The organism is Paenibacillus sp. SZ31, assembly GCF_012912005.1.
Lineage (GTDB): Bacteria > Bacillota > Bacilli > Paenibacillales > Paenibacillaceae > Paenibacillus.
The window spans coordinates 530,375-552,157 of the sequence record NZ_JABBEA010000003.1 but is presented as its reverse complement, the minus strand read 5'-3'; the positions used below and the strand labels follow the sequence as shown (position 1 = coordinate 552,157).

At 47.6% G+C, this 21,783-nt stretch carries 20 protein-coding genes and 1 pseudogene; 14 read left to right on the top strand and 7 right to left on the bottom strand.

All coding sequences use genetic code 11. The features are described from left to right. Positions 1 to 271: 271 nt before the first annotated feature. Positions 272 to 955 (bottom strand): 4'-phosphopantetheinyl transferase family protein, encoded by a 684-nt coding sequence (locus HF638_RS09875; protein ID WP_169480022.1) that lies wholly within the window; start codon positions 953 to 955, stop codon positions 272 to 274. A 65-nt stretch (positions 956 to 1,020) separates the two neighbouring features. Further along, a complete protein-coding gene (locus tag HF638_RS09870; protein WP_169480021.1) occupies positions 1,021 to 1,893 on the bottom strand; it encodes an arylamine N-acetyltransferase family protein in 873 nt (290 codons plus the stop codon). Between the two features lie 288 nt (positions 1,894 to 2,181). Here HF638_RS09870 and greA point away from each other — a divergent pair, with 288 nt between their 5' ends. From greA to rlmN, 3 genes are all read left to right on the top strand, one after another. Further along, complete coding sequence (gene greA / locus HF638_RS09865) at positions 2,182 to 2,658, top strand: transcription elongation factor GreA (RefSeq protein WP_036612258.1); 477 nt, start codon at positions 2,182 to 2,184, stop codon at positions 2,656 to 2,658. 272 nt (positions 2,659 to 2,930) lie between these two features. Beyond that, a complete protein-coding gene (locus tag HF638_RS09860) occupies positions 2,931 to 4,286 on the top strand; it encodes a sodium-dependent transporter (protein WP_169480020.1) in 1,356 nt (451 codons plus the stop codon). Between the two features lie 178 nt (positions 4,287 to 4,464). Beyond that, positions 4,465 to 5,559: a dual-specificity RNA methyltransferase RlmN gene (rlmN, locus tag HF638_RS09855; RefSeq protein WP_169480019.1), complete on the top strand. Its 1,095-nt coding sequence runs from the start codon at positions 4,465 to 4,467 to the stop codon at positions 5,557 to 5,559. Positions 5,560 to 5,726: 167 nt separating this feature from the next. On the opposite strand, the gene HF638_RS09850 is transcribed toward rlmN, so the two are convergent. Next, a complete protein-coding gene (locus HF638_RS09850) occupies positions 5,727 to 6,167 on the bottom strand; it encodes a GNAT family N-acetyltransferase (protein WP_169480018.1) in 441 nt (146 codons plus the stop codon). Positions 6,168 to 6,391: 224 nt separating this feature from the next. Between HF638_RS09850 and HF638_RS09845 the strand changes: the two genes are divergently transcribed. Next, the gene (locus HF638_RS09845) at positions 6,392 to 6,832 is read left to right on the top strand and encodes a MarR family winged helix-turn-helix transcriptional regulator (protein WP_248278100.1); all 441 of its coding nucleotides are present in this window, start codon (positions 6,392 to 6,394) and stop codon (positions 6,830 to 6,832) included. A 98-nt stretch (positions 6,833 to 6,930) separates the two neighbouring features. Continuing rightward, positions 6,931 to 7,659: a class I SAM-dependent methyltransferase gene (locus HF638_RS09840; RefSeq protein WP_169480017.1), complete on the top strand. Its 729-nt coding sequence runs from the start codon at positions 6,931 to 6,933 to the stop codon at positions 7,657 to 7,659. Positions 7,660 to 7,852: 193 nt separating this feature from the next. On the opposite strand, the gene HF638_RS09835 is transcribed toward HF638_RS09840, so the two are convergent. Together HF638_RS09835 and HF638_RS09830 are read right to left on the bottom strand one after the other, a co-directional pair. Then, on the bottom strand, positions 7,853 to 8,635 hold the full coding sequence (locus tag HF638_RS09835) for an ABC transporter ATP-binding protein (protein ID WP_169480016.1): 783 nt from the start codon (positions 8,633 to 8,635) through the stop codon (positions 7,853 to 7,855). Between the two features lie 315 nt (positions 8,636 to 8,950). After that, complete coding sequence (locus HF638_RS09830) at positions 8,951 to 10,261, bottom strand: amidohydrolase family protein (RefSeq protein ID WP_169480015.1); 1,311 nt, start codon at positions 10,259 to 10,261, stop codon at positions 8,951 to 8,953. Positions 10,262 to 10,417: 156 nt separating this feature from the next. Between HF638_RS09830 and HF638_RS09825 the strand changes: the two genes are divergently transcribed. The 7 genes from HF638_RS09825 to HF638_RS09795 all read left to right on the top strand — a co-directional run bounded on the left by HF638_RS09825 (position 10,418) and on the right by HF638_RS09795 (position 18,167). Then, complete coding sequence (locus HF638_RS09825; protein WP_169480014.1) at positions 10,418 to 10,846, top strand: MarR family winged helix-turn-helix transcriptional regulator; 429 nt, start codon at positions 10,418 to 10,420, stop codon at positions 10,844 to 10,846. A gap of 549 nt (positions 10,847 to 11,395) precedes the next feature. Next, positions 11,396 to 12,301 (top strand): ABC transporter permease, encoded by a 906-nt coding sequence (locus HF638_RS09820; protein ID WP_169480078.1) that lies wholly within the window; start codon positions 11,396 to 11,398, stop codon positions 12,299 to 12,301. A 29-nt stretch (positions 12,302 to 12,330) separates the two neighbouring features. After that, entirely contained in the window at positions 12,331 to 13,212 is an 882-nt protein-coding gene (locus HF638_RS09815) for a carbohydrate ABC transporter permease (protein ID WP_169480013.1), read from the top strand. Between the two features lie 69 nt (positions 13,213 to 13,281). Further along, positions 13,282 to 14,877, top strand: a complete 1,596-nt coding sequence (locus tag HF638_RS09810; RefSeq protein ID WP_169480012.1) for an extracellular solute-binding protein — start codon at positions 13,282 to 13,284, stop codon at positions 14,875 to 14,877. Positions 14,878 to 14,916: 39 nt separating this feature from the next. Beyond that, a complete protein-coding gene (locus HF638_RS09805) occupies positions 14,917 to 15,882 on the top strand; it encodes a LacI family DNA-binding transcriptional regulator (protein ID WP_169480011.1) in 966 nt (321 codons plus the stop codon). 126 nt (positions 15,883 to 16,008) lie between these two features. Next, positions 16,009 to 17,121 carry a glycoside hydrolase family 88/105 protein gene (locus HF638_RS09800; RefSeq protein ID WP_169480010.1) on the top strand — a complete coding sequence of 371 codons (1,113 nt, stop codon included), beginning with the start codon at positions 16,009 to 16,011 and terminating at the stop codon, positions 17,119 to 17,121. Continuing rightward, on the top strand, positions 17,118 to 18,167 hold the full coding sequence (locus HF638_RS09795) for a pectinesterase family protein (RefSeq protein ID WP_211175571.1): 1,050 nt from the start codon (positions 17,118 to 17,120) through the stop codon (positions 18,165 to 18,167). Before HF638_RS09800 ends, HF638_RS09795 begins: the two co-directional genes overlap by 4 nt. A 90-nt stretch (positions 18,168 to 18,257) precedes the next feature. Here HF638_RS09795 and HF638_RS09790 read toward each other — a convergent pair whose 3' ends face one another. Together HF638_RS09790 and HF638_RS09785 are read right to left on the bottom strand one after the other, a co-directional pair. Continuing rightward, positions 18,258 to 19,115, bottom strand: coding sequence for an aldo/keto reductase (locus tag HF638_RS09790; protein ID WP_169480009.1), 858 nt, complete (start codon positions 19,113 to 19,115; stop codon positions 18,258 to 18,260). 216 nt (positions 19,116 to 19,331) lie between these two features. Continuing rightward, positions 19,332 to 20,525, bottom strand: a pseudogene (locus HF638_RS09785) (MFS transporter). Between the two features lie 164 nt (positions 20,526 to 20,689). On the opposite strand from HF638_RS09785, the gene HF638_RS09780 reads away from it, so the two are divergent. Together HF638_RS09780 and HF638_RS09775 are read left to right on the top strand one after the other, a co-directional pair. Next, the gene (locus HF638_RS09780; RefSeq protein WP_062836690.1) at positions 20,690 to 21,085 is read left to right on the top strand and encodes a winged helix-turn-helix transcriptional regulator; all 396 of its coding nucleotides are present in this window, start codon (positions 20,690 to 20,692) and stop codon (positions 21,083 to 21,085) included. Continuing rightward, positions 21,082 to 21,759: a TIGR00266 family protein gene (locus HF638_RS09775; RefSeq protein WP_062836691.1), complete on the top strand. Its 678-nt coding sequence runs from the start codon at positions 21,082 to 21,084 to the stop codon at positions 21,757 to 21,759. Before HF638_RS09780 ends, HF638_RS09775 begins: the two co-directional genes overlap by 4 nt. The last annotated feature ends 24 nt before the right edge of the window (positions 21,760 to 21,783 follow it).

The following is a 21,783-nucleotide window of genomic DNA, read 5'->3' as shown; positions in this document are numbered from 1 at the left end:
CTTAACTTTGCTTCAAAACGGAGCTGTGAAAGGAGTTTCTTAAAGCGCCTTTGACATTTTCGTTCATATCAGTTGAAACGTTCGTCTACGGTGGGTTCAGAATCGGTGGCAAAGCAAGAAGGATAGGATTGAGTTTGTGAACGAAGCAACGGAAGCCAAGTAGGTGCTACCTGAAAGAGTTTCGATAAAATAAGAGCGAGTCATTCCGGACAAGGGTAAATTGTCGCCAGATTGACTCGCTCTTTTTCTTGATCGGTTAGGTAGTGGTTAACTACACCAACTCCGTATACAGATCCTCCAAGGTTACGATTTCCGGCTTGCTTGGCAGTTCTCCCCCAGCCGAACAGGCTGCCAGCATATGCTGATCATCCAGTCGCTGACTGAGAAAGAGATATGTTACGGCCTGCTCGCAATGCCAATCTTCCCGCTCATTGGGAAGGATGGCGAAGGAGTCCAGTGGTATGGACAGGCCCATACCGACTGCCTTGATATAACTTTCCTTCAGCGTCCATAGACGGTAGAAGGTCTCCAGCCGACGATCGTCAGGCTCGGCAGCCAGGAACTGGCTTTCAGTTGGAGAGAAGAAACGCTCTGCAATCTGCATGTCAATCGGTGCTATTTTCTCCACATCCACGCCGAGTTCATCTGTACCGCCAGAGATCAAAGCAATCCAGTCACCGGAATGGGAGACATTGAATTGCACATTGGAATGGTGACTGAGTGCAGGTTTACCATAGGAATTACGGGTAAAAGATAGATCAGTAGGCCTCAGACCGATTAACTTGCACAAAGTCACACGAGTCAATATCTCTCCCAGCACGGAGCGATACGCGTCAGCCTGACGCACAAAACGCGAAGCCTGAGCACGTCGCTCGGCAGAAACTTGCGACAGAAAGTGGTTCCAGTACGCCTCCGGCATTACTTCTGGAACTTGAAGCACACGAATAGTTATCATCATTTATCACCTGAGGACATAATTCGGCGCGGATCAATAACTTTCCTTTATATGGAACATTAAGTTCACGCTTCTTGCGCTCGCTTCCATTCCATATGGGCAGCCTGTACGCGATCCCACATGTCTTGGCATTCCAGCTCACTATAATTCACCAATGGCTCATGGAATATGCCAGTTAACACGTCACGCCATTCGGTATAGGATTTGATCTCTGTTTTCCGGATTCCTTCCATATCATGTGTTCGGAGCATACATCCACGTAGTTCATTACTGCGGTTCTCATCCCGCTGACGAAGCAAAAACACGTTATGCCAAGGGGATTCGGCCGCTTGACTGTAGAATTCATGCTTCGGAATGAACTCTTCCAGGCTGGTAATTGCTTCAGGAGCATAGTCCACACCTTTGCTTGGTCCATCCAGTTCATATTCGAGTCGCCACCCGCCAGCAACAACAGATGAAGGCATCAATTGATATGTGAATGGCGCAGAACCATAGGTTCCATAACGAAGTGGCAGAGGTTCAAAGGGCATTCCACCCAGGCCTACATCCACAATCCAGCGCTCAACTGTCGGGTCAGCATCCGGTAAAAGGACAGACAGACCGAGATGGAACGAGTTCACACGTGGTTGTTCTCCATGAGGCTGTACTCCGCCGCGATGCCAATCGACTGTATAACCAAGAGAGCGGAGAAGAACACTGAAGGCACCATTTAGATGAAAGCAGTAGCCGCTGCGGCCCTGTAATATAAGTTGAATCGATTCTTGAAGACTGATTCCCGCAGGACGACCTGCAAAAATATCGACCGTTTGCCAGGATAAATATTGCACATGTGCTCGTTGGAGTTCAAATAAGAACTCCAGTGTAGGGTTCTTTATAACATCAATGCCGATCCGTCTCAGGTAGGCCTGTATTTCAATTGCATTCAATGGTTCATTCATCCAGATCACCTCACGTCATATATTGGGCTGCAGGTAATGGATATAAACTTCTGCTGCCCTGAGTTCATTGTAAAAGTGAACGGGCGAAAACAACATCATCAGTTGAACAGATTGTAACGGTACAATTAATGAACAGAGCCTTGAAAATCATCTCAAGAGATAAACATGGTACTGATGTCAATGAAATACAATATATGGATGAGCTATTTCTTTTTCTGGGGTATGCTAACCCTTTGGAGTGGATATAGGTTAGAATATAGATAGATAGCAGGATTAGGAGATGGAAAAATGGCTAATGATGAAGTGATTTTGACACAGGAAGGCTTGGAAAAGCTGGAGGACGAACTGAAGGATTTGAAGACGGTGAAGCGTAAGGAATTGGCAGCTCGTCTGAAACTCGCGATCAGTTACGGTGACCTGAAGGAAAATAGTGAGTATCATTCAGCCAAAGATGATCAGGCCTTTATGGAGACTCGAATTCTGATCTTGGAGAAGATGCTGACCAAAGCAAGAGTCATCTCTTCAGACAATATAGACTCCAACAAAGTGAGCATTGGATCGACGGTGTTGCTTAATGACATTGAGTTCGCCGAGAAGATTGAATATAAAGTGGTTGGCCCTGCCGAGGCCGATGTTGCGGATAATAAAATTTCGTACGAGAGCCCGCTGGGCAAGGAGATAATGGGCAAAGAAGTGGGCAGCGTCATTCATGTCAATGCTCCGATGGGCGTTATCAAATATGAGTTGCTTCAAATTAAAGTGTAATATAAAAAGAGAGGTGCTCCGCAGTCGTTAAGTGGCTGAGGGGACACCTCTCTTTTATTGTATTGAGCTTGAGTTTTAGGATGGTTTACGTCATTTTAACTTCATACGGTTGGGCAGCTGAACTTTATCACATACTGTTTCTAGGGGAACTTATGGGATGAAGTATTTTTATGTAAATAAATAACATTTCGACAAATTTCGATTTTCGAATGACCTGACACGTGGAGTAGTATATAATTACGGGAAAACTTTAAAGTGATGGAGTAGATACGATGAATTTTAGTAAGCCTAATCTGGATCAAGACAACGCTGGCAAAGGGGAACGTTTCTCCCAAGCAGGCTTCATTCTTGCCGCTATTGGTAGTTCGGTTGGTCTGGGTAACATGTGGAAATTCCCGTACATTACGGGTGAGAACGGAGGAGCTGCGTTTTTCCTGCTCTTCATCGTCTGTTTGCTGCTGATTGGTCTGCCAGTTCTTCTCGCTGAACTTGCGATTGGTCGTAGTGGCAGAGGTAGTGCAGCTACTGCTTTTATCAAAGCTGGTGGACATAAAGGTTGGCTCGCAGCGGGATTGCTGCAAGTATTGACGCCGTTTATCATCCTGTCCTTTTATGTCATTATTGCGGGCTGGACATTGCAATATGCAGTGACTTCCTTCAGTGGTTCATTGTTTAACAATCCGGATTATGCCGGACAGTTCAATTCCTTCGTAGGCGGTTATATGCCAATCGTGTGGCAACTGGTTTCGGTTCTGATTACAGGCTGGATTGTTGCCAAAGGCGTATCTAACGGAATCGAGAAGTTCAACAAAGTATTGATTCCAGCGATGTTGGTACTGCTTATTATCCTGATGATCCGTGCAGTTACATTGCCGGGTGCAGGTGCGGGTGTATCCTTCTTCCTGAATCCAGACTTCTCACAGCTGACAACCGAATCCGCACTGGTTGCGCTCGGACATGCCTTCTTCTCCCTGTCACTCGGGATGGGTATTCTTGTAACCTACGGTTCGTATGTGGATAAAAATCAATCCCTCGGTGCAGCAACCGTTGCCGTTGGTGCGGGTGACTTGATCTATGCGCTCATTGCGGGTCTGATTATCTTCCCGACGACGTTCTCATTCGGTATTGCACCTGACCAGGGGCCATCATTGATTTTCATCGCACTTCCAGCTGCCTTCTCGGCCATGCCACTTGGATTCCTGTTTGCGGGATTGTTCTTTATCCTGCTGGCTATCGCGGCATTGACGTCGGCTGTATCCTTGCTGGAAGTTCCCGTGAAATATTTCATGGAACGTTTGTCCTGGAGCCGCAACCGTTCGGTATGGGTGATTTCGCTCGCGGTCTTCATCGTGGGACTTCCTTCGGTATTGTCGCTCGGTTTGCTGCCTGAATGGACGATTGGCTCGAAGAGTGTGTTCGACTGGATGGACTTTATGGCGTCCAACATCCTGCTGCCTGTCGGTGGATTGCTTGTGACGATTTTTGCAGGATACTTCTGGAAAACCGCTGCGGAAGCTTCCGGCCTGCGTTCCGGTTGGTTCCGGGTGTGGTTGTTCATGCTGCGTTACGTGGCGCCGATCCTGGTTCTGTTGGTTCTGCTGCACACATCCGGTATCATTCATTTCTAAAAGTGAAGACCAGATAGGCATAAATGTTGTCTGTTGTGCAGATTTACCATGGATAAAACCTCTTGGAAGAAATGCAAAAGCCCTTGTTTTCCCGCGTCAATTTTGGGACAATACGGAGTAGAGGTTTTTTGGGTAGGACCGATAAGCCATAGCTTTTTTGCGAAAAGAGGATTATACAATGAACAAATCATCCATATATGGATTAACATTAGAGCAATTACGTTCCTGGCTGCCGGAGCATGGGCAGAAAAAATCCCGAGCATCCCGGATCTGGGAATGGTTATATCAAGAGCGTGCACACGATTTTCCTGCGATGTCCGATGTCCGTCAGGAATGTCTGGATGTGCTCTCCGAGCATTTCACAATGAACTCGCTGAGCGAGCATGTGAAGCAGGAATCGGCAGATGGTACTGTGAAATTTTTGCTTCGGATGCAGGACGGCAACCTGATAGAGACAGTATTGATGCGGCAAAAATACGGACTTACCGTATGTGTGACCACACAAGTCGGCTGTAATATCGGCTGTAGCTTCTGTGCTAGCGGTCTGATCAAGAAAAGCCGTGACCTGACTGCTGGAGAGATTGTGGAACAGATTATGCATGTGCAGCGACATCTGGATGCAGCAGGTCAAGACGAGCGGGTAACAAACGTGGTTGTGATGGGTATTGGCGAACCGTTCGATAACTTCCAGCACATGAGTAATTTCATCGAAGTTATCAAGGATCGCAAAGGACTGGCGCTGGCGGCGAAACGGATTACTGTTTCCACGAGTGGCCTTCCGGACAAGATCAAGGAATTTGCAGACAGCAGTCTGCAGGTTAACCTGGCGATCTCTCTGCATGCACCGAATAATGAACTACGCACACACATCATGAAGATCAATCGGGCTTTCCCGATCGAGCAATTGATGGATGCGGTGGATTATTATCTGGCTACGACGAACAAACGCATCATGTTTGAGTACATCCTGCTACGTGATGTTAACGATCAGCGTGAGCATGCAGCGGAGCTGGCTGAACTGTTGTCCAGTCGCAGAAGTATGGTCAGTGTGAATTTGATCCCGTACAACCCGGTGGATGAGCATAGTCAGTATCAACGGAGTACAGAAGAGTCGATTCTGGGTTTCTATGATACGCTCAAAAAGAACAACATCAACTCCACTGTACGTATGGAGCATGGTACCGATATCGATGCTGCCTGCGGACAGTTGCGCAGTAAACAAATGAAGAACAACGCTGTCGAATCCGAGCCAGGCCGTCTGGCACTGGGATAAGACACAACGCGGGGCTGGCAGATAAGTAGGATGCGTGGGTTGCTATAATCAGTGCCTGTACTCTGTATGTGCCATTTAACGTTGTTGGATCACAAATGCGTTGCCTGAATACAAAACGCCTCTGTATATCACTGATAAGTGATGACGGAGGCGTTTTTGGGGTGTCATTATTTTAGTTTTTTGGTCATCAGCAGATGGGGAATGCCGTCTTCCATAAATACGTCCGACGCAGGCGTATATCCGAGACGTTCGTAGAACCCGGAAGCTTGTACCTGTGCGTGCAGCTTGGCCTTCTCAAGCCCCTGAGCGAGAGCCATCTGCTCCAGCTTGTCGATCAGCACACGACCCAGACCATGTTTACGGTAATCGAGCATGACACAGATTCGTTCCAATTTGGCGACCTGTTCCACCACGCGCAGTCTGGAGGAAGCAGCAGGTACACCGTCCACGTAGAGCAGAATGTGGCGTGCTTCAGCGTCTAATGTATCATAAGCGTCGAATTCATCCGTAGCAGGAACGCCTTGTTCCTCAACGAAAATAGCTGTGCGAATCGCGAAGCAGGCATCAAGCAATTCCTGGTTATTAACTTCAACAATCGTTGTATTCATGAATGTTTCTCCTTTGGGTGAACGTAATGTTATCCTGACGTGATAAACTGGTACATAACAGGAATGTGGAACGATTTTCGTTCCATGTATACGGTTTGAGCTATATGTTTAAAATTGAAACCATTTCAACTGTAGTTATACCATCAATTATGTTGCGAATGCAACAATTTAATAGGGGCGTGAATGTGTTGACTGAGAAAAAAGAAGTACTGCGTGAGATTGGCATGATTGCCCGCTGTCTGGATTCCATCAGTAATGTTGAGTTTCAGCATTTGAACCTGTCCCGTGGACAATATCTATATCTGTATCGAATCTGTGAGAATCCGGGCATTATTCCGAATCAGCTCGCTGAACTGATCAAAGTGGATCGCACGACTGCGGCCAGAGCCATTAGCAAACTCGAATCGGATGGATTCATTATTAAACAGCCAGCAATGGGTAATAAGAAGAATAAAGTGTTGTATCCCACCGAAGCTGGGCTTGAAGCATGGGAATTTATTCGAAAAGAAGGCGTGCATTCAGATCAGGTGACGCTGGATGGTCTGACAGAGGAAGAGATTGAGACAGCCATTCATCTTCTCAGACGGATGCGCCATAACATTGAAGTGGACTGGAAATTTGTCAAAAAGGGTGGACGACGGCCCTACATGGATAACCTCGAATAGACAACAGCCTTTTTGTTATAGCCAGGCACCCCCATATTCTGTATACTCTTACAGGCTGTAAATTGGAGCATGCTTATCCGAAATGGAGGGTCACTGGAATGAAGGGCAGAGGATCAGACTTTTACGATGATGAGGCGAATTTCGAAAAGTATATGGAACGTCGCAAGTGGCAGGAGAACGCCAATGATACATTGGAGAAGCCGGTGATGCTGGAGTTGATCGGAGACGTTGCTGGCAAGAATATACTGGATCTCGGTTGTGGAGATGCAAGGTTCGCCTCAGAATTGCTGGGTAGGGAGCGCAAGGGTGCAACGTATACCGGGATTGAAGGTTCGGTGAATATGATTCAGGCAGCCAACGAGTCAGTAAAAGGAATGAATGCCCGGATCGAGCAAGCGTTCATGGAAGATTGGACCTACCCGGCCGGAGCGTATGATCTGGTCATATCGAGACTTGCCATTCACTATATTGAGGATGTGGACAGCCTGTTCCGCAACATATACGATACCTTGAAAGAGAATGGGACATTCATATTTTCGGTAGAACACCCTGTCATCACGTCCACGTTGCAAACCTCCGGGACTCGAACCGATTGGGTGGTTGATCAGTATTTTGTCGAAGGATATCGTGAGCAGCAGTGGCTTGGCGGTTCTGTGAAAAAGATGCATCGTTCCATTGAATCGTACTATATGGCATTGCAACGAGCGGGGTTCCGTGTGGAACATTTGCGCGAGTCAGCACCACAGCGTGCTCATTTTGTAAACGAGGAAACCTATCTGCGCAGGCAGCGTATTCCATTGTTTCTTTTCCTGGCTGCCCGGAAATAGATCGTGGAGAAGAATATAGAAGGACATAGCTAAGTTATACTCAAAAAGCAGAAAGTTCTACACAGGAAACGGTGGATAACACTAGATATAGGAGTAAAAAGCCCAATATCTTATCCACATGTGGATAAGATATTGGGCTTTTTACTCTTCTGTTCCGTGACCTTTGATACATTTGCTGTGTATAACCACGCGATTATGAATCCGCTGCAGCTCTGACATAGACACGTTCTCCATGCCGATCAACTTCAACAGGTGCCTCGAAGAAGTTGCTCAGCACTTCCGTGTTCATCAGATCGCGGGTTAATCCACTACTGACGACTTCGCCCCGGCGCAGCAAGAGGCTGTGACTGAATACGGGCAATATTTCCTCGGTATGATGGGTGACATAGATGAGTGATGGAGTATCCGGGCGCTGCGATAATTCACGGATGCTCTCCAGCAGTCGCTCTCTTGAGAACAGATCCAGTCCATTACAAGGTTCGTCCAGAATGAGTACGCGCGGATTGGCCATAAGTGCTCGGGCAATGAGAAGTTTCTGTTTCTCGCCTTGAGAACAGGTGCGATATTCCCGGTCCCACAGGTGCTGACAGCCCAGTGTTCGCATTAATTCTTGTGCCTGATCCAGATCATCATCTGACAACTTGTCATACAGGCCAATGGTGGCATGTTTGCCGCTGATCACCACATACTGTGTGCGATCTGTGCCGTGCAATTTCTCTTGCAGAGATGAGCTGACCCAGCCAATGGATTTGCGAAGCTCTCTCAGATCCACATCGCCATATTCATGGCCTAACACGGATATCTTGCCTTCGGTTGGCCAGAGATATCCGGTGATCATGTTCAGGAGTGTTGTTTTGCCGGAGCCATTCAGGCCAAGCAATGCCCAGTGTTCACCGTTATTAACCTGCCAGTTGACATCGTTCAGCAGGGTGAGAGGGCCCCTTTTCCAAGTGACATGCTGTACATCAATAATCATGCGTTATTCCTTCCTTCTGTTATCCTCAATTGTCCTAGGTGTATTGTAGTCACAAAACGAAAGAGGTTTCAACGGTCATCACGCTGTTCTTGGTCGATCCCTCCGCAGATCAGCAGTCTATTTTTTTGATTGTATCTGGAGGAACGTTGATCTGGCTGTCGTTCCTGACAGGAGGATTTGGATTATTACATTAAAGTCGAAGAGGGACTAATCTGCAGTCCCTCTTTTTGACGATTTTACGATCAGCAACGGTATCATCATCTCCGGTTCGCTCATCATTCGCATGACGACATTGTACTGGGAGATCGAACCCGATTAACCTAGTTGCTGCGATCCATTGAACCACACGGATGTGATCGACAAGGTATCCGAGATATTGGCTGTCGGATCACCGTTTACGAGAATAAGGTCAGCGCGTGCACCTTCGGTAATCCGGCCACGATCATGTAGACCAAAGCAACGGGCCGGTTTGGAAGTAGCCGACTGAAGCGCTTCAATTGGAGTGAACCCGGCCTTCACCAGCAGCTGCATTTCGTGGTGAACGCTTGCTCCGTGAGCAAGGCCGCCAAGGTTCGGAACGGGAACCGGCGCAACATCCGTCCCTACCAGAATATCAACTCCGGCACGGTGAAGATCCATCACATTCTTAAAGCTGTTCTCCATATTGCCTTGTGGGAACGTATTGAAGCTTGAGTTCAAAATACCGATCCAATCCGAATTTAACTTGGAATGAACACGCGGATCATTCGCCAATTCCGATGCCGGTTTCCCAACAATCGATGAGTTCAACACCAAGCACGGTGTAACAAAAGCACCTGAATCCGCTATGGATTTCACCAATTCGGATGTGTACTCGGGTCTGTCGATAAACAAGTGGCCCAAACCGTCGACTCCAAAATCGATGGCTGCTTGCGATGAAAGAGCCGTCAATACGTGGGCGATGACCAGCTTATCGAACTTGTGGGCTTCTGTCACGGCTGTTTTTAGAATCTCGTCGCTTAGAACAGGCAGGCCGGGTGCACCCATGACCGTCCCTTCTTCAATCATGATCTTAATATAGTCGGCACCATTCTCCACTTGAGTATGCACATGTTTAATCGCTTCTTCCACCGTTGTCACTTGCGGTATTTCATCGTGATCGTGAGCGTATGCGGCCAACATCGCTTCTCGGTCTTCCTCCGATAACTTTTCTAGCTCCCTTAATACGAATTCGGGTATTTCATCCCCATCCGGCAGCAATTCATCTGGGTGTCCGCCCGGAGCGGTGATTGCTGTGCCGGCAGAACGGACGTCTGCAACGTCATCCACATTTTTTAACTGGATCTCGCGTCCTCTTTTCGTATAATCGCCGTTCATTTCGAGTTCTGTCGTAACGCCGAATTTTAAGGCATCTCGTAATCCGCCGATTGAGGTGTGGACATGTGAATCAATCAAACCGGGCATTAAAGTCGCATTTTCCCCATCGATAATCGTTGCATCGGCCGGAAGGTCTCCACCCACTGCAATAATGGACTCCCCTTTGATGACAACATGTCTTGACGCAATAATTTGTTCTCCATCAAAAATACGTACATTTGTAATCGCAGTAACTTGTTCTAACACAGCATTTTGATCTATCTTCTTCATTTGAAATTCCTCCAAGTGTGTTTGTGTATAACAATTTGAAGTATAACTGTTAGAGTTCTAACAGTCAATAAACTAATCTTTTTGACATTCGTATAGGATCACTGTATAGTTTAGTTGCTTACAATTAGCCTTCTAACAATTTAAGGAGGGACGATCATGCAATCCCGAAAGGATACGCCTTATTTGGATTTGTTTCAGATTATCGGTCTTAAATTAAAGAAAAGAGCGGACGAGAGTATAAAGGAACTAGGGTTAAACGCTCAACAAGGAAAAGTAATCGACTATATTTACGAGAACCAAGATAATCATATTATTCAAAAGGACCTTGCAGATCGGTTTCATGTGCGTGGGGCCAGTATTACAAGCATGCTTCAAGGTTTAGAGCAAAAAGGGTTCATTGAGCGCAAAATCCCGGCCAATAATGAACGGCAAAAAAATATATATGTATTGCCAAAAGCGATTGAGTTGATTGAAGGCTTTAATGAATCATTCCAAAAAGTGGAGGATGAAATCGTTCAAACCCTTACTAACGAGGAGAAGCAAGTCTTAAAGAAATTGTTGATCAAAATCAATGAGCGCATATAAAGAAGAGGACTCCCCATGAGGCCTTGAAGACATTTACAAATTAAAATACGCTTGTCCCAGTTGGGGAGTGTTTAAAACAGCAAGAAATGAACAATCCATATGGTGCATCAAATAATATTCCGTAGATAACAAGATCATACTAAAGTGCTCATCACGTATTGGAAGCATAAGTTGACCAGACGGCAAACTTACGAGTTAAGTCGCAATTTCAATGGACAGTCTCGCGTATGCGAGACTGTATTTGGAACGTTACAGCATGTCACTGATTTTTGTTGTTGCCAAACGATGTAGACTTTGCTAAGATGGGGAAAAGTTTATGTAAGCGTATACATTTAGGTTAAAATTACAACGTTGTAATTGTGGTTTAACCATCGGAAGAAGTGCACCAGTTCTAGCGAGAATGATACGAAAACAGCAATTTATCAATGGTAATAGAATTGATATACGGATAATTATAATCCATATACCAATTATGTAGGATATGCTTTTCTAAAAATTCAAACGTTGTAATTATGAAGCGAAAGGAAGCGATTTAAGGTGAAGAAACGCATGTCCACGCTGTTCAGCCTGATCAGAAGGGATAAGTATCTGTTGCTGATGTTCTCGCCAATCTTTCTGTATTACCTCATTTTCATGTACCTCCCGATGCCTGGCGTGCTGTTGGCATTTCGCAATTTTCTACCAGGGCAGGGCATGTTTAGCGGGGACTGGGTGGGCCTTCGCTGGTTTGAGCAGTTCGTGAATTCCATTTACTTCTGGCGGTTGCTGCGTAACACGTTTTTGCTCGCATTTCTACCGCTCCTGTTTGGCTTCTCCATCCCTATTCTGTTCGCGGTCTGCATCGTAGAGATCAAGAACCGGACATTCAAGCGATTTGCCCAGACCGTTACGTACCTTCCTCACTTCATCTCCACTGTCGTTGTAGCCGGCATGATTATCAACTTCCTGTCACCAACAGATGGCATTGTGAACACCCTCATCGCCAAGCTCGGGATGGACAAAGTGAACTTCATGATGGAGGCTGGCTGGTTTCGGACCATCTTCACCAGTTCCGACATCTGGCAGAGCTTCGGCTTCAGCTCCATCATCTACATTGCAGCCATTATGGGCATCGATCCCGAGATGTATGATTCCGGCAAAATTGACGGGGTCAACAAGTTTCAGGAGCTCTGGCACCTGACCCTTCCCAGCATCAAACCAACGATCGTCATCCTCCTGCTCCTGTCGCTTGGCGGCATTATGAGCGTAGGCTTTGAGAAAGTATATCTGCTCTACAACGGAGCCACCTACGAAACGGCTGATGTCTTGTCCACCTATGTATACCGGATGGGGATTGAGGGGCAGAACTACGGCTTCGCCACAGCAGTCGGCCTGTTCAACTCCATTATCACCTTTGTCCTTGTGTTTGCTGCCAATTCCATGACCCGCCGCCTGACCAAGATGTCACTCTGGTAAGACTATAACCCGGACCAAAGGAGACCTGTATGCAAAAATCGAGAAGTGACCGTTTGTTCTACGGATGTGTCTACCTGCTAACCATACTGGCGGTCGTAATTACGTTGTATCCCTTCCTGTACGTGATCAGTATTTCATTCAGCTCGGTGGATGCCATCGACAAACAAAAAGTCGTGCTGTGGCCTGTCGGTTTCACCCTGTCAGGTTATCAAATGGTCCTGCAATACAAGGAGTTGTGGGTGTCTTTCTACAATACCGTCTGGTACACCGTGGTTGGCACGCTGTTGAACATCGTGGCAACATGCCTCGCCGCCTTTCCGTTATCGAGACAGCAATTTTTTCTGCGTAGAAAACTGAATTTTTTCATCGCCTTCACGATGTATTTCTCGGGTGGACTCATTCCGGTCTACATGCTGATTACCTCACTGGGGCTATACAATACCCGCTGGGTGATGGTGCTGCCTGTGCTGGTCATTACGTTTAACGTCATGATCTGCCGCTCGGCTTTTGAAGGAATACCGAATGAGATCTTCGAGAGTGCCAGTATAGACGGGGCCAACGAGCTGACGATGCTGTACCGTCTGGCGGTTCCGATCATCAAGCCAACACTGGCTGTACTTACCCTGTACTATGCGGTATTCCACTGGAACAATTTCTTCTCGGCCCTACTATATCTGGGCAAACAGGATATGCAGCCCTTACAGATGTTCCTGCGAAGGGTACTGATCATGGCTTCCCCTGAAGTCATGCAGAAGATGGGTGGCACGATGACTTCGGGCGCGCTGGCGGTCTCCTCTCTTCAGGTTCGTTATGTATCCATTGTGGTCAGCATTCTGCCGATTGTTACGATCTACCCGTTTATCCAACGGTACTTCGTTAAGGGAATCACCCTCGGAGCCGTGAAAGGATAGCCTTTTTTACCCGAGCATCAGGATTGACCAGGTTGTTCAGGATTGTTCATACCTAAGGAGGAATGATGGATGAGATTTAAAGGGGCAGGAAGAAAAAGTGTACTGGCAGCGATACTGGCAATCAGCCTTGCGGGTTGTAGCGGTGGAACAGGGGCGGGGACTGATTCGGGAAGTACCCCAACTAGCTCGGAACCAGCATTTAATTACACTGGTGCAGGTCCTGTAACCGATCAGCCGGATGCTAAATTGTCTGTTCTCGGAACTAACGCATGGACGACCAATGTGGATCTGTCTACCGCCGCCATTGTGAAGAAAATCGAGAGCAATGCCGGTGTTGAGGTCGATTGGGATCTGATTCCACCACAGAATTACGCGGATGCCGTGAATCCGAGGCTGGCTGCGGGTACGGGATTGCCCGATATCGTTTATCTGCCGGATCAGGATCAGCTCATGAAATACATCAACAGTGGCCTGTTTATCCCGATTAACGAACTGGTGGAGAAGTACGGCGTCAATCTCAAAAAAATATATGAAAAGTCCCCTTCAGTTAAAGCCAGTTTAACGGCGCCAGATGGTAAAATGTATTATATCCCGCAGCAGACGCTCACCCGAAACTATATGCCTGTGTTTATGATCAATCAACGCTGGCTGAAGCAGCTGGGATTGAATGAACCGACCACATTGGATGAGTTCACAGCGATGCTGCGCAAATTCAAGACGGATGACCCGAATGGCAATGGGCAGGCTGATGAAATTCCGCTGTCCATGGAATCGAAATTTGTGTCGATGGCTTTTGGTCCTGCCTTTGGACTTGATCTGTCCAATCAATTCTATGCTGATGATCAGGACAAGGTACATTTCAGCTATTATGAGCCTACCTACAAAGAATATCTCACCTATTTAAACGGACTGTACAAAGAAGGCCTGCTTGGCGTGGATTACGCCAGTACGACAAGTGATCAGGTGACCTCGCGCATCTCTCAGGATGTGACGGGAGCGACGTTTAATTTTAGCTGGTACATGTCGATGGTCTATAGCCCGCTCTTCAAGGATTATGATCCGGCGGAGCCCATCTTCAAAGGCATTTTTCCACTGAAAGGACCGCATGGGGATCAATTCTATGTAGGACGTACACCGGTAAGTGGTATCTTCGGCATTACGCGTGATAGCAAAAATCCGGAGCTTGCTTTCCGTTTCCTCGACTATGCCGTAAGTGAGGAAGCACAGACGTATTATACGTGGGGTATCAAGGACGATACGTATACGGAAGAGAACGGCGTGAAGACATTCACGGACAAAGGCAAAGACAATGAATACATTCAAAAGCTCGGGATCGGACCGGTTAATCTGCCTAATATTCAATCCACCGACTCTGCCGATTCCGTCGTAGCCGAATGGCATGCCAAGCTCGACAAGGAACTGGAGCCGTACATCCGTGAACCGTTCCCATTTGTCTACGCGCTGCCGGATGAGGCGAGTGTAGAGAGTATGGCGATGCCTGACATCACGACCTATGTGGAAGAGATGAACTTCAAATTTATTAGTGGAGATGCCAGTCTGGATCAGTTCGACAGTTATATTGAAACTTTGAAAAAGATGAATATTGAGCAGGTTATTGCTGGCAGACAGGCGCAGTATGATCGATATAAGGCTGCACAGAAATAGGAAATAGGGTTTCAGGCGTATGAGAGGTGTTGATTGATTTTGATAACCATTAAAGACATTGCCAAACTGGCGGGAGTGAGCTATAGCACGGTATCCAAGGCGCTTAACGATGATCCTCGGATCAAACCTGCGACGAAGCAGAAGGTGCTCGCCGTTGCGGAGAAACACCAGTATCGGAAAAACATGTTGGCCCGGCAGCTCTCCACAGGCAGAAGTAATATCATCGGTTTTGTGCTGGATGAGCTGAGTAATCCGCTGTTCTCGAACATATCCGGCAGTCTGCACGCAGAGCTGAAGAAACGGGGATATCAGATGATTCTGGTCGTCGCCGATGACGGGGTGGATGTCTTCAGCCAGCTGCGTGTGGACGGTTGTATTCTGTGGGACTATGCCTTGGACAATCGGGATGTATTTTGGAAAAAATTTGCGACCCTCAACATGCCATGTTTCGTGTTGGGTACAGATGAGACGCCGAACTCTCCATACATTAAGATTGATCGCAAAGAGGGCATATTCAAAGCAGTTGAGCACCTGCAATCGCTGGGTCATACCCGAATCGGTTTTATTGGCAACTCGCAGAATATCAAACTGGAGGGATACAGGGAAGCGATGCAGCGCACCGGCCTGATGTTCAACGAAGACCATGTACTGCCAGCACACTCCTCTTGGGAGGATGGATATTTTGCCATACGTAATCATACATTTGGCCCGGAGTCACCCACGGCTTTTATCGGATTAAACAACCTGGTGACCCGGGGAGCGCTGCGGGCCTTGCTCGAAGCGGGTTACAGTGTCCCACGGGATATCTCATTGATCGGTTACGATGATCTGCCCGATATGCAATACGCTGAGGTTGCACTGACAACCATCGGACCACCGCTGGATGAATTGGCTGCGCAGGCCGCAGAGCTGATTGTATCGTTAATTCGTGATGAACAGGTGGACTATCCGGTAGTCATTCAGCCGAAGCTGAATCATCGTAATTCAACGGCAAAGTGTCAGTAACCCATTAATGCCGGTATCTTCGTCCTCTTTGGGATCGCGTAACGCTGTGTGGGGGGCGAAGAGTAAAAATGATTAGACGCACATGTGCACGTTAAGGATGGTACAACATTCAAGGAGGGGTCCGTTATGCAGGTACAGACGCAATTATCCTGGTCTGAGCGAATAGCAGAGACGATTATCCAGCAATGTGATGGGGACGGCTATCATGCGTTTCCTTCTGAACGATGGGCGTATGTTCAGGGTATGACACTAATGGCAATGGCGCAAACGGGTAAACAGTACGGTAAGGACGATTATATTGCTTTTATGAAGAGACATATGGATATGTATGTGCAGCAAGATGGTTCCATTGCGACGTATTCACTTGAAGAATACAACCTGGATCAGATCAATCAGGGCAAAAACCTGTTTGGATTGATGGATACTACCGAAGACCAGCGTTACGCGAAAGCCGGACATCTACTGGCAGCGCAACTTGCAGGGCAGCCCAGAACATCCGAAGGCGGCTTTTGGCACAAAAAGATCTATCCTTTCCAAATGTGGTTGGACGGATTGTATATGTCGTCTCCTTTTCTGGCTCAGTATGCGAAGCAATTCAGTCGTCCGGAATTATGGGATGAGGTGGCTCACCAGATTCTGCTGATCGAACGCCAGACCCGTGATCCGCGGACCGGACTGCTTTATCATGGCTGGGATGAATCGAAGGAGCAGGTCTGGGCGGATTCATCGACAGGTTGCTCCGCACATTTCTGGAGTCGTGCGATGGGCTGGTATGCAATGGCTATTGTGGACAGCGTGGAGCATTTCCCCGTGAATCATCCAAAGCGCGGAACCATCATTGGCATCTTCGAACGGATGTGTAACGCGTTGGTTCGGGTACAGGAACAGGAGAGTGGCCTATGGTTCCAGGTACTTGATCAGGGTTTCCGCAAAGGAAACTATCTGGAAGCTTCCGGCTCAAGCATGTTCGTGTATGCACTCGCGAAGGGTATACGGCTACGTTATCTAGAGCCGCATTTCAGAGAAGCAGCAGAAAAAGGCTGGAACGGACTCATCTCCAAATTGGTGGAAGAAACCGCTGACGGAGTGAAGCTGAATGGAATCTGCCACGGTGCGGGACTCAGTCTGGACCGTGACGGCTCTTACAGCTACTATGTGAGCGAAGCAATTGTAAGCGATTCCTTTATGGGTGTGGCTCCGTTATTGCTGGCTGCGCTGGAAATGGAGCGATTGCCATGAGCAAGCATGTATCACCGGATACCAATCTGGGTCAATCGATGCGATATTATACCGTTTCTCCGGATGGGACGGGTGATTATGCTACCATACAGGCCGCGATTGATGCCGCTCCGGACAACGGAACCGAAAGCTTCACGATCCGAATTAAGTCAGGTGTATATTATGAGAAGCTGCATATTGAGAAGTCTATGATTCGTCTGATCGGTGAGGGGGCGGAGCATACGGTCATTACATATGATGATTATGCGCTCAAGAAGTTCCCGGATGGGTCGCAGTATCATACCTTTCATTCCTACACAGCTTTCATCGGAGCAGACGATTTTACAGCGGAGCAAATATCCTTCGTTAATTCAGCCGGGCCAGGCAAGGTAGTGGGTCAGGCGTTGGCTGTGTACGTGGATGGAGATCGGGCCGCATTCCGCAGTTGTCGCTTCATCGGCCATCAGGATACGATCTTTACCGGACCATTGCCGGAGCAGCCTCTGGATCGCAGCTACTTTGGCGGGCCGCGAGATGGTGCCGAGCGGCGGAAGCTACGTCAATATTATGAGGACTGCTACATTGAGGGCGACATCGATTTTATTTTTGGCTCGGCTACGGCGGTGTTCAAGGGTTGTGAGATCTTTGCGAAGAACTTGTCCGATACGGCGACTGCGAACGGTGAAGTGAACGGTTGGATTACCGCAGCATCTACACCGGAGGATGTACGATATGGGTATGTATTTATCGATTGTGATCTCACCAGCAATGCACCTCCTCAGTCGGTATACCTCGGCAGGCCATGGCGTAATCATGCCAAAGTCTGCTTCTTGAACTGTTGGATCGGTGCTCATGTGAAACAGGAGGGCTGGCATAACTGGAACAAGGCAGATGCTGAAGCGACGGTTGGATATGCGGAGTATAACAGCGCGGGGCCTGGTGCGGAGGATACTTCGGGTCGTGTGCCTTGGGCCAAGTTACTGACAGAGCAGGAAGCTGCGGAGTACTCCATATCCCGTGTGCTATCCGGCAATGATGGCTGGCAGCCACATGAGAAACTAGGATAAGCGCAGAACGATTACTATAAAATATCATAAAAGCCTCCATACTCCCCGCTGACGCGAAGAGTATGGAGGCTTTGGAGTATCATTCTTTAATTAAAAATCGAAGTTGTCAGGATCGGGTCCAACGCGTACATCTTCGTTCAGGGCACTGATCTGATCCATCTCTTCATTTGAAAGTTCAAAGTCGAAGATGGAGGAGTTTTCGATAATCCGCTGTTCCTTGGTCGACTTTGGAATAGTAATGACCCCATTTTGCAGATCCCAACGCAGAATTACTTGTGCAACCGATTTGCCTTTGGCTGAAGCAATCGACGTGAGTACCGGATTGTCCAGTAACTGACCCTGCATCAGAGGTGACCAAGCTTCAAGTTGAATACCATGCTTTTCACAGAAAGCTTTAAGTTCAACCTGAGTCAGTCGAGGGTGGTATTCCACCTGATTGATCATCGGCTTCACTTTGGCATCCTGCATCAGGTCTTCGAGGTGGTGAATCTGGAAGTTGCTTACGCCAATGGCCTTAATACGGCCGGCTGCATACAGCTCCTCGATTGCTTTCCAGGCTGCTTTGTATTTGCCTGCCTTAGGCCAGTGGATTAGGTACAGGTCGAGGTATTCCAATCCCAGTTTGTTCAAGGTTGTATCAAAAGCCGCAAGTGTCTCCTCATATCCGAGGTCTGCATTCCATACTTTGGATGTCACGAACAACTCTTCACGTTTCAAGTTGTTTTCTTTCAATGCCTCTGCAATCGCTTGGCCCACTCCGGCTTCATTGCCGTATATTGCGGCAGTATCAATGCTGCGGTAGCCATGTTTAATCGCATTTTTCACAGCTTCAATCAATTCAGATCCTTCTTCTACCTTAAATACGCCAAGTCCAAACCAAGGCATATGAACACCGTTATGCAAAGTTACTGTAGATTGTAAATGTTGTGCGGTTTGAGTTGTTGTCATGAGAGTTCCTCCTTTAAATGTGTAAAAATCAGTCATTTCAAGCTGAATTTCCGTTAGTTCATCATACAAAATCAAATCATAGTAGATCAAATAGGGCTCAACGTATATAGTATAGTAAAATACGATTTGAAACCGGTTCCCTTCATTGGCTGGAACTGATATACAAAAGGGTGCATCCCATGGTCGGAATGAAACTTAGAACAAAGCTTTCTCCATTCACGCGGGTACTTGTTGATCCTTGCTATCCAGCATTTTAGCCCATGCAGTCAGGATTACGGCTACGAGAACCATCAAAGCACCAACCCATGTCGTGTGAATCAAACCGATGGAGTCATTGATCACGCCACCCAAATAGGCACCTATGGCAATGCCTGCATTAAAAGCAGCGATATTAAAGGCAGAGGCTACATCTTTCGCCTGTGGTGCATATCGTTCAGCCAAGGTTACCACATACATCTGAAGACCAGGCACATTCATGAAGGCGAGCAGGCCCATGCCCATAATGGTGAGCAGAGCTGCCAATTTGAACGGGACGGTAAAGTACATCACGCCCAGAATGATGGTCTGAATGATGAACATGTAGAAGAGGGCCTTGAGCGGGTTGCGATTGGCTGCTCTACCGCCGATAATATTGCCGACTGCAATGGCGATTCCGTACAACAATAGAATGAATGCTACCGTTTTCTCGGAATAGCCGCTGATATCATGCAACAACGGGGACAGATACGTAAAGACAACAAATGTTCCTCCGTACCCAACAGCAGTAATGGCAAAAGCAAGAAGCAAGCGCCCACCGGTAACCAGCTTCAGCTGATCCCGGAATGCCGTCCGTGTTCCACGTTTCAACGTAGATGGCACAAGTATCAGGTTTCCGATCATCGCAATGATGCCGACAACGACAATCAGGATAAAGGCAGCGCGCCAACCCTAATGTTGACCGATGAGTGTACCGAGAGGCACACCCGTTACCGTGGCGATCGTTAGCCCGGAGAACATGATGGCAATGGCGCTTGCCCTGCGATTGGCAGGTACCAGATCGGCTGCAATAGTCGAGCCGATCGACATGAATACGCCGTGTGCCAGAGCGGAGATCACTCGTGCAATGAGTAACATGGTGATACCCGTCGATAGTGCAGCCATTGTGTTACCGGCAATGAAGACAACCATGATGGCAAGCAGTAGCGTTTTGCGTGATACGGTAGACGTCAGTGAGGTCAGAACAGGAGCCCCAAAGGTAACGCCTAAGGCATATAAAGTAACGGTCAGTCCCGCTGTAGTTACGGAAATGCCGAGATCATCTGCAATGAGGGGCAGTAGCCCGACGCTGATAAACTCTGTGGTACCGATAGCGAACGCACTAATGGCCAGCGCCAGCAGTGCCCACGTGCTGCGTTTTGAATCTTGTAACATTTCTTGCTCAACTCCCCAGAATGTAGATTTACGTACCGGCAAATGCTATTATGAGTTATTCAGTATAGATTGAATAGTACGTACTTTTTAGTACCCTACGTACTTTTTGGTGCCTATACAGCATGCGACGGATGTAATCCAATTCATCAGGGAGGAAGCAAGTTATGGTTCGAAAAAAATATAATATCTCGGTTGAAGCTACCCTTGAGGTGATCGGTGGCAAGTGGAAATGCGTCATTCTCTGTCATTTGACACATGGGAAGAAGCGAACCAGTGATCTCAAGCGTATTATGCCCGCAATTACACAGAAAATGTTAACACAGCAACTGAGGGAGCTTGAGAACGACGGGATCGTGAACCGAATTGTATATAATCAGGTCCCTCCCAAGGTGGAGTACGAATTGAGTGATTATGGCCGCAGTTTGGAACCGATTCTCAATGCGCTCTGTAATTGGGGAGATCAGCATATTGTGAAGGAATACGGAGATAAATCAGCAGTGCTGGAGGACAATGGGCTCAATGATTTTAACTCAGACAATAGGGAGCTGGTGCAACCGTGAACTATGAGATTCTATATGATGGTGCTTTTGCGATGCTTAAAGTACATTTGCAGCGGGGAGAGCGGTTCAAGGCCGAGAGTGGTGCGATGGTATCCATGACTCCGACGGTTGAACTGAAGGGTTCAGCAGAAGGTGGAATGTTTGCTGGGTTCGGTCGGATGCTGAGCGGGGAGAAGTTCTTCTTTCAAGAATTGACGGCTGCGGGCGGATCGGCAGAGATTCTGCTCTCACCTTCAAGCATGGGCGATGTGGAAGCCGTTGAATTGGACGGTTCCTATTCGCTCTATGTGCAGAAAGACGGATTTCTGGCAGGAACCGAGGGCATTCAGGTGAATACCAAAATGCAAAACCTGAAGAAAGGTCTCTTTTCGGGAGAGGGTTTCTTTATTATTGAGATCAGTGGGCGTGGAACCGTATTTCTATCTTCCTATGGTGCAATCCATGCGATCAATCTGGCCGCAGGTGAAGAAATGATCGTGGATAACGCCCATTTGGTGGCATGGCCTCATTATGTAGATTACCGTATTGAGAAAGCTTCACAGGGCTGGTTATCCAGTGTTACAAGTGGAGAAGGATTGGTATGTCGGTTCCGTGGAGAAGGAACCATTCTTATACAGAGCCGCAATCCGCAAGGATTCGGACAATGGGTGAAGCAGTTTATCCCTACGCGCTAAATATTTTTGCAGAAGAACACACAG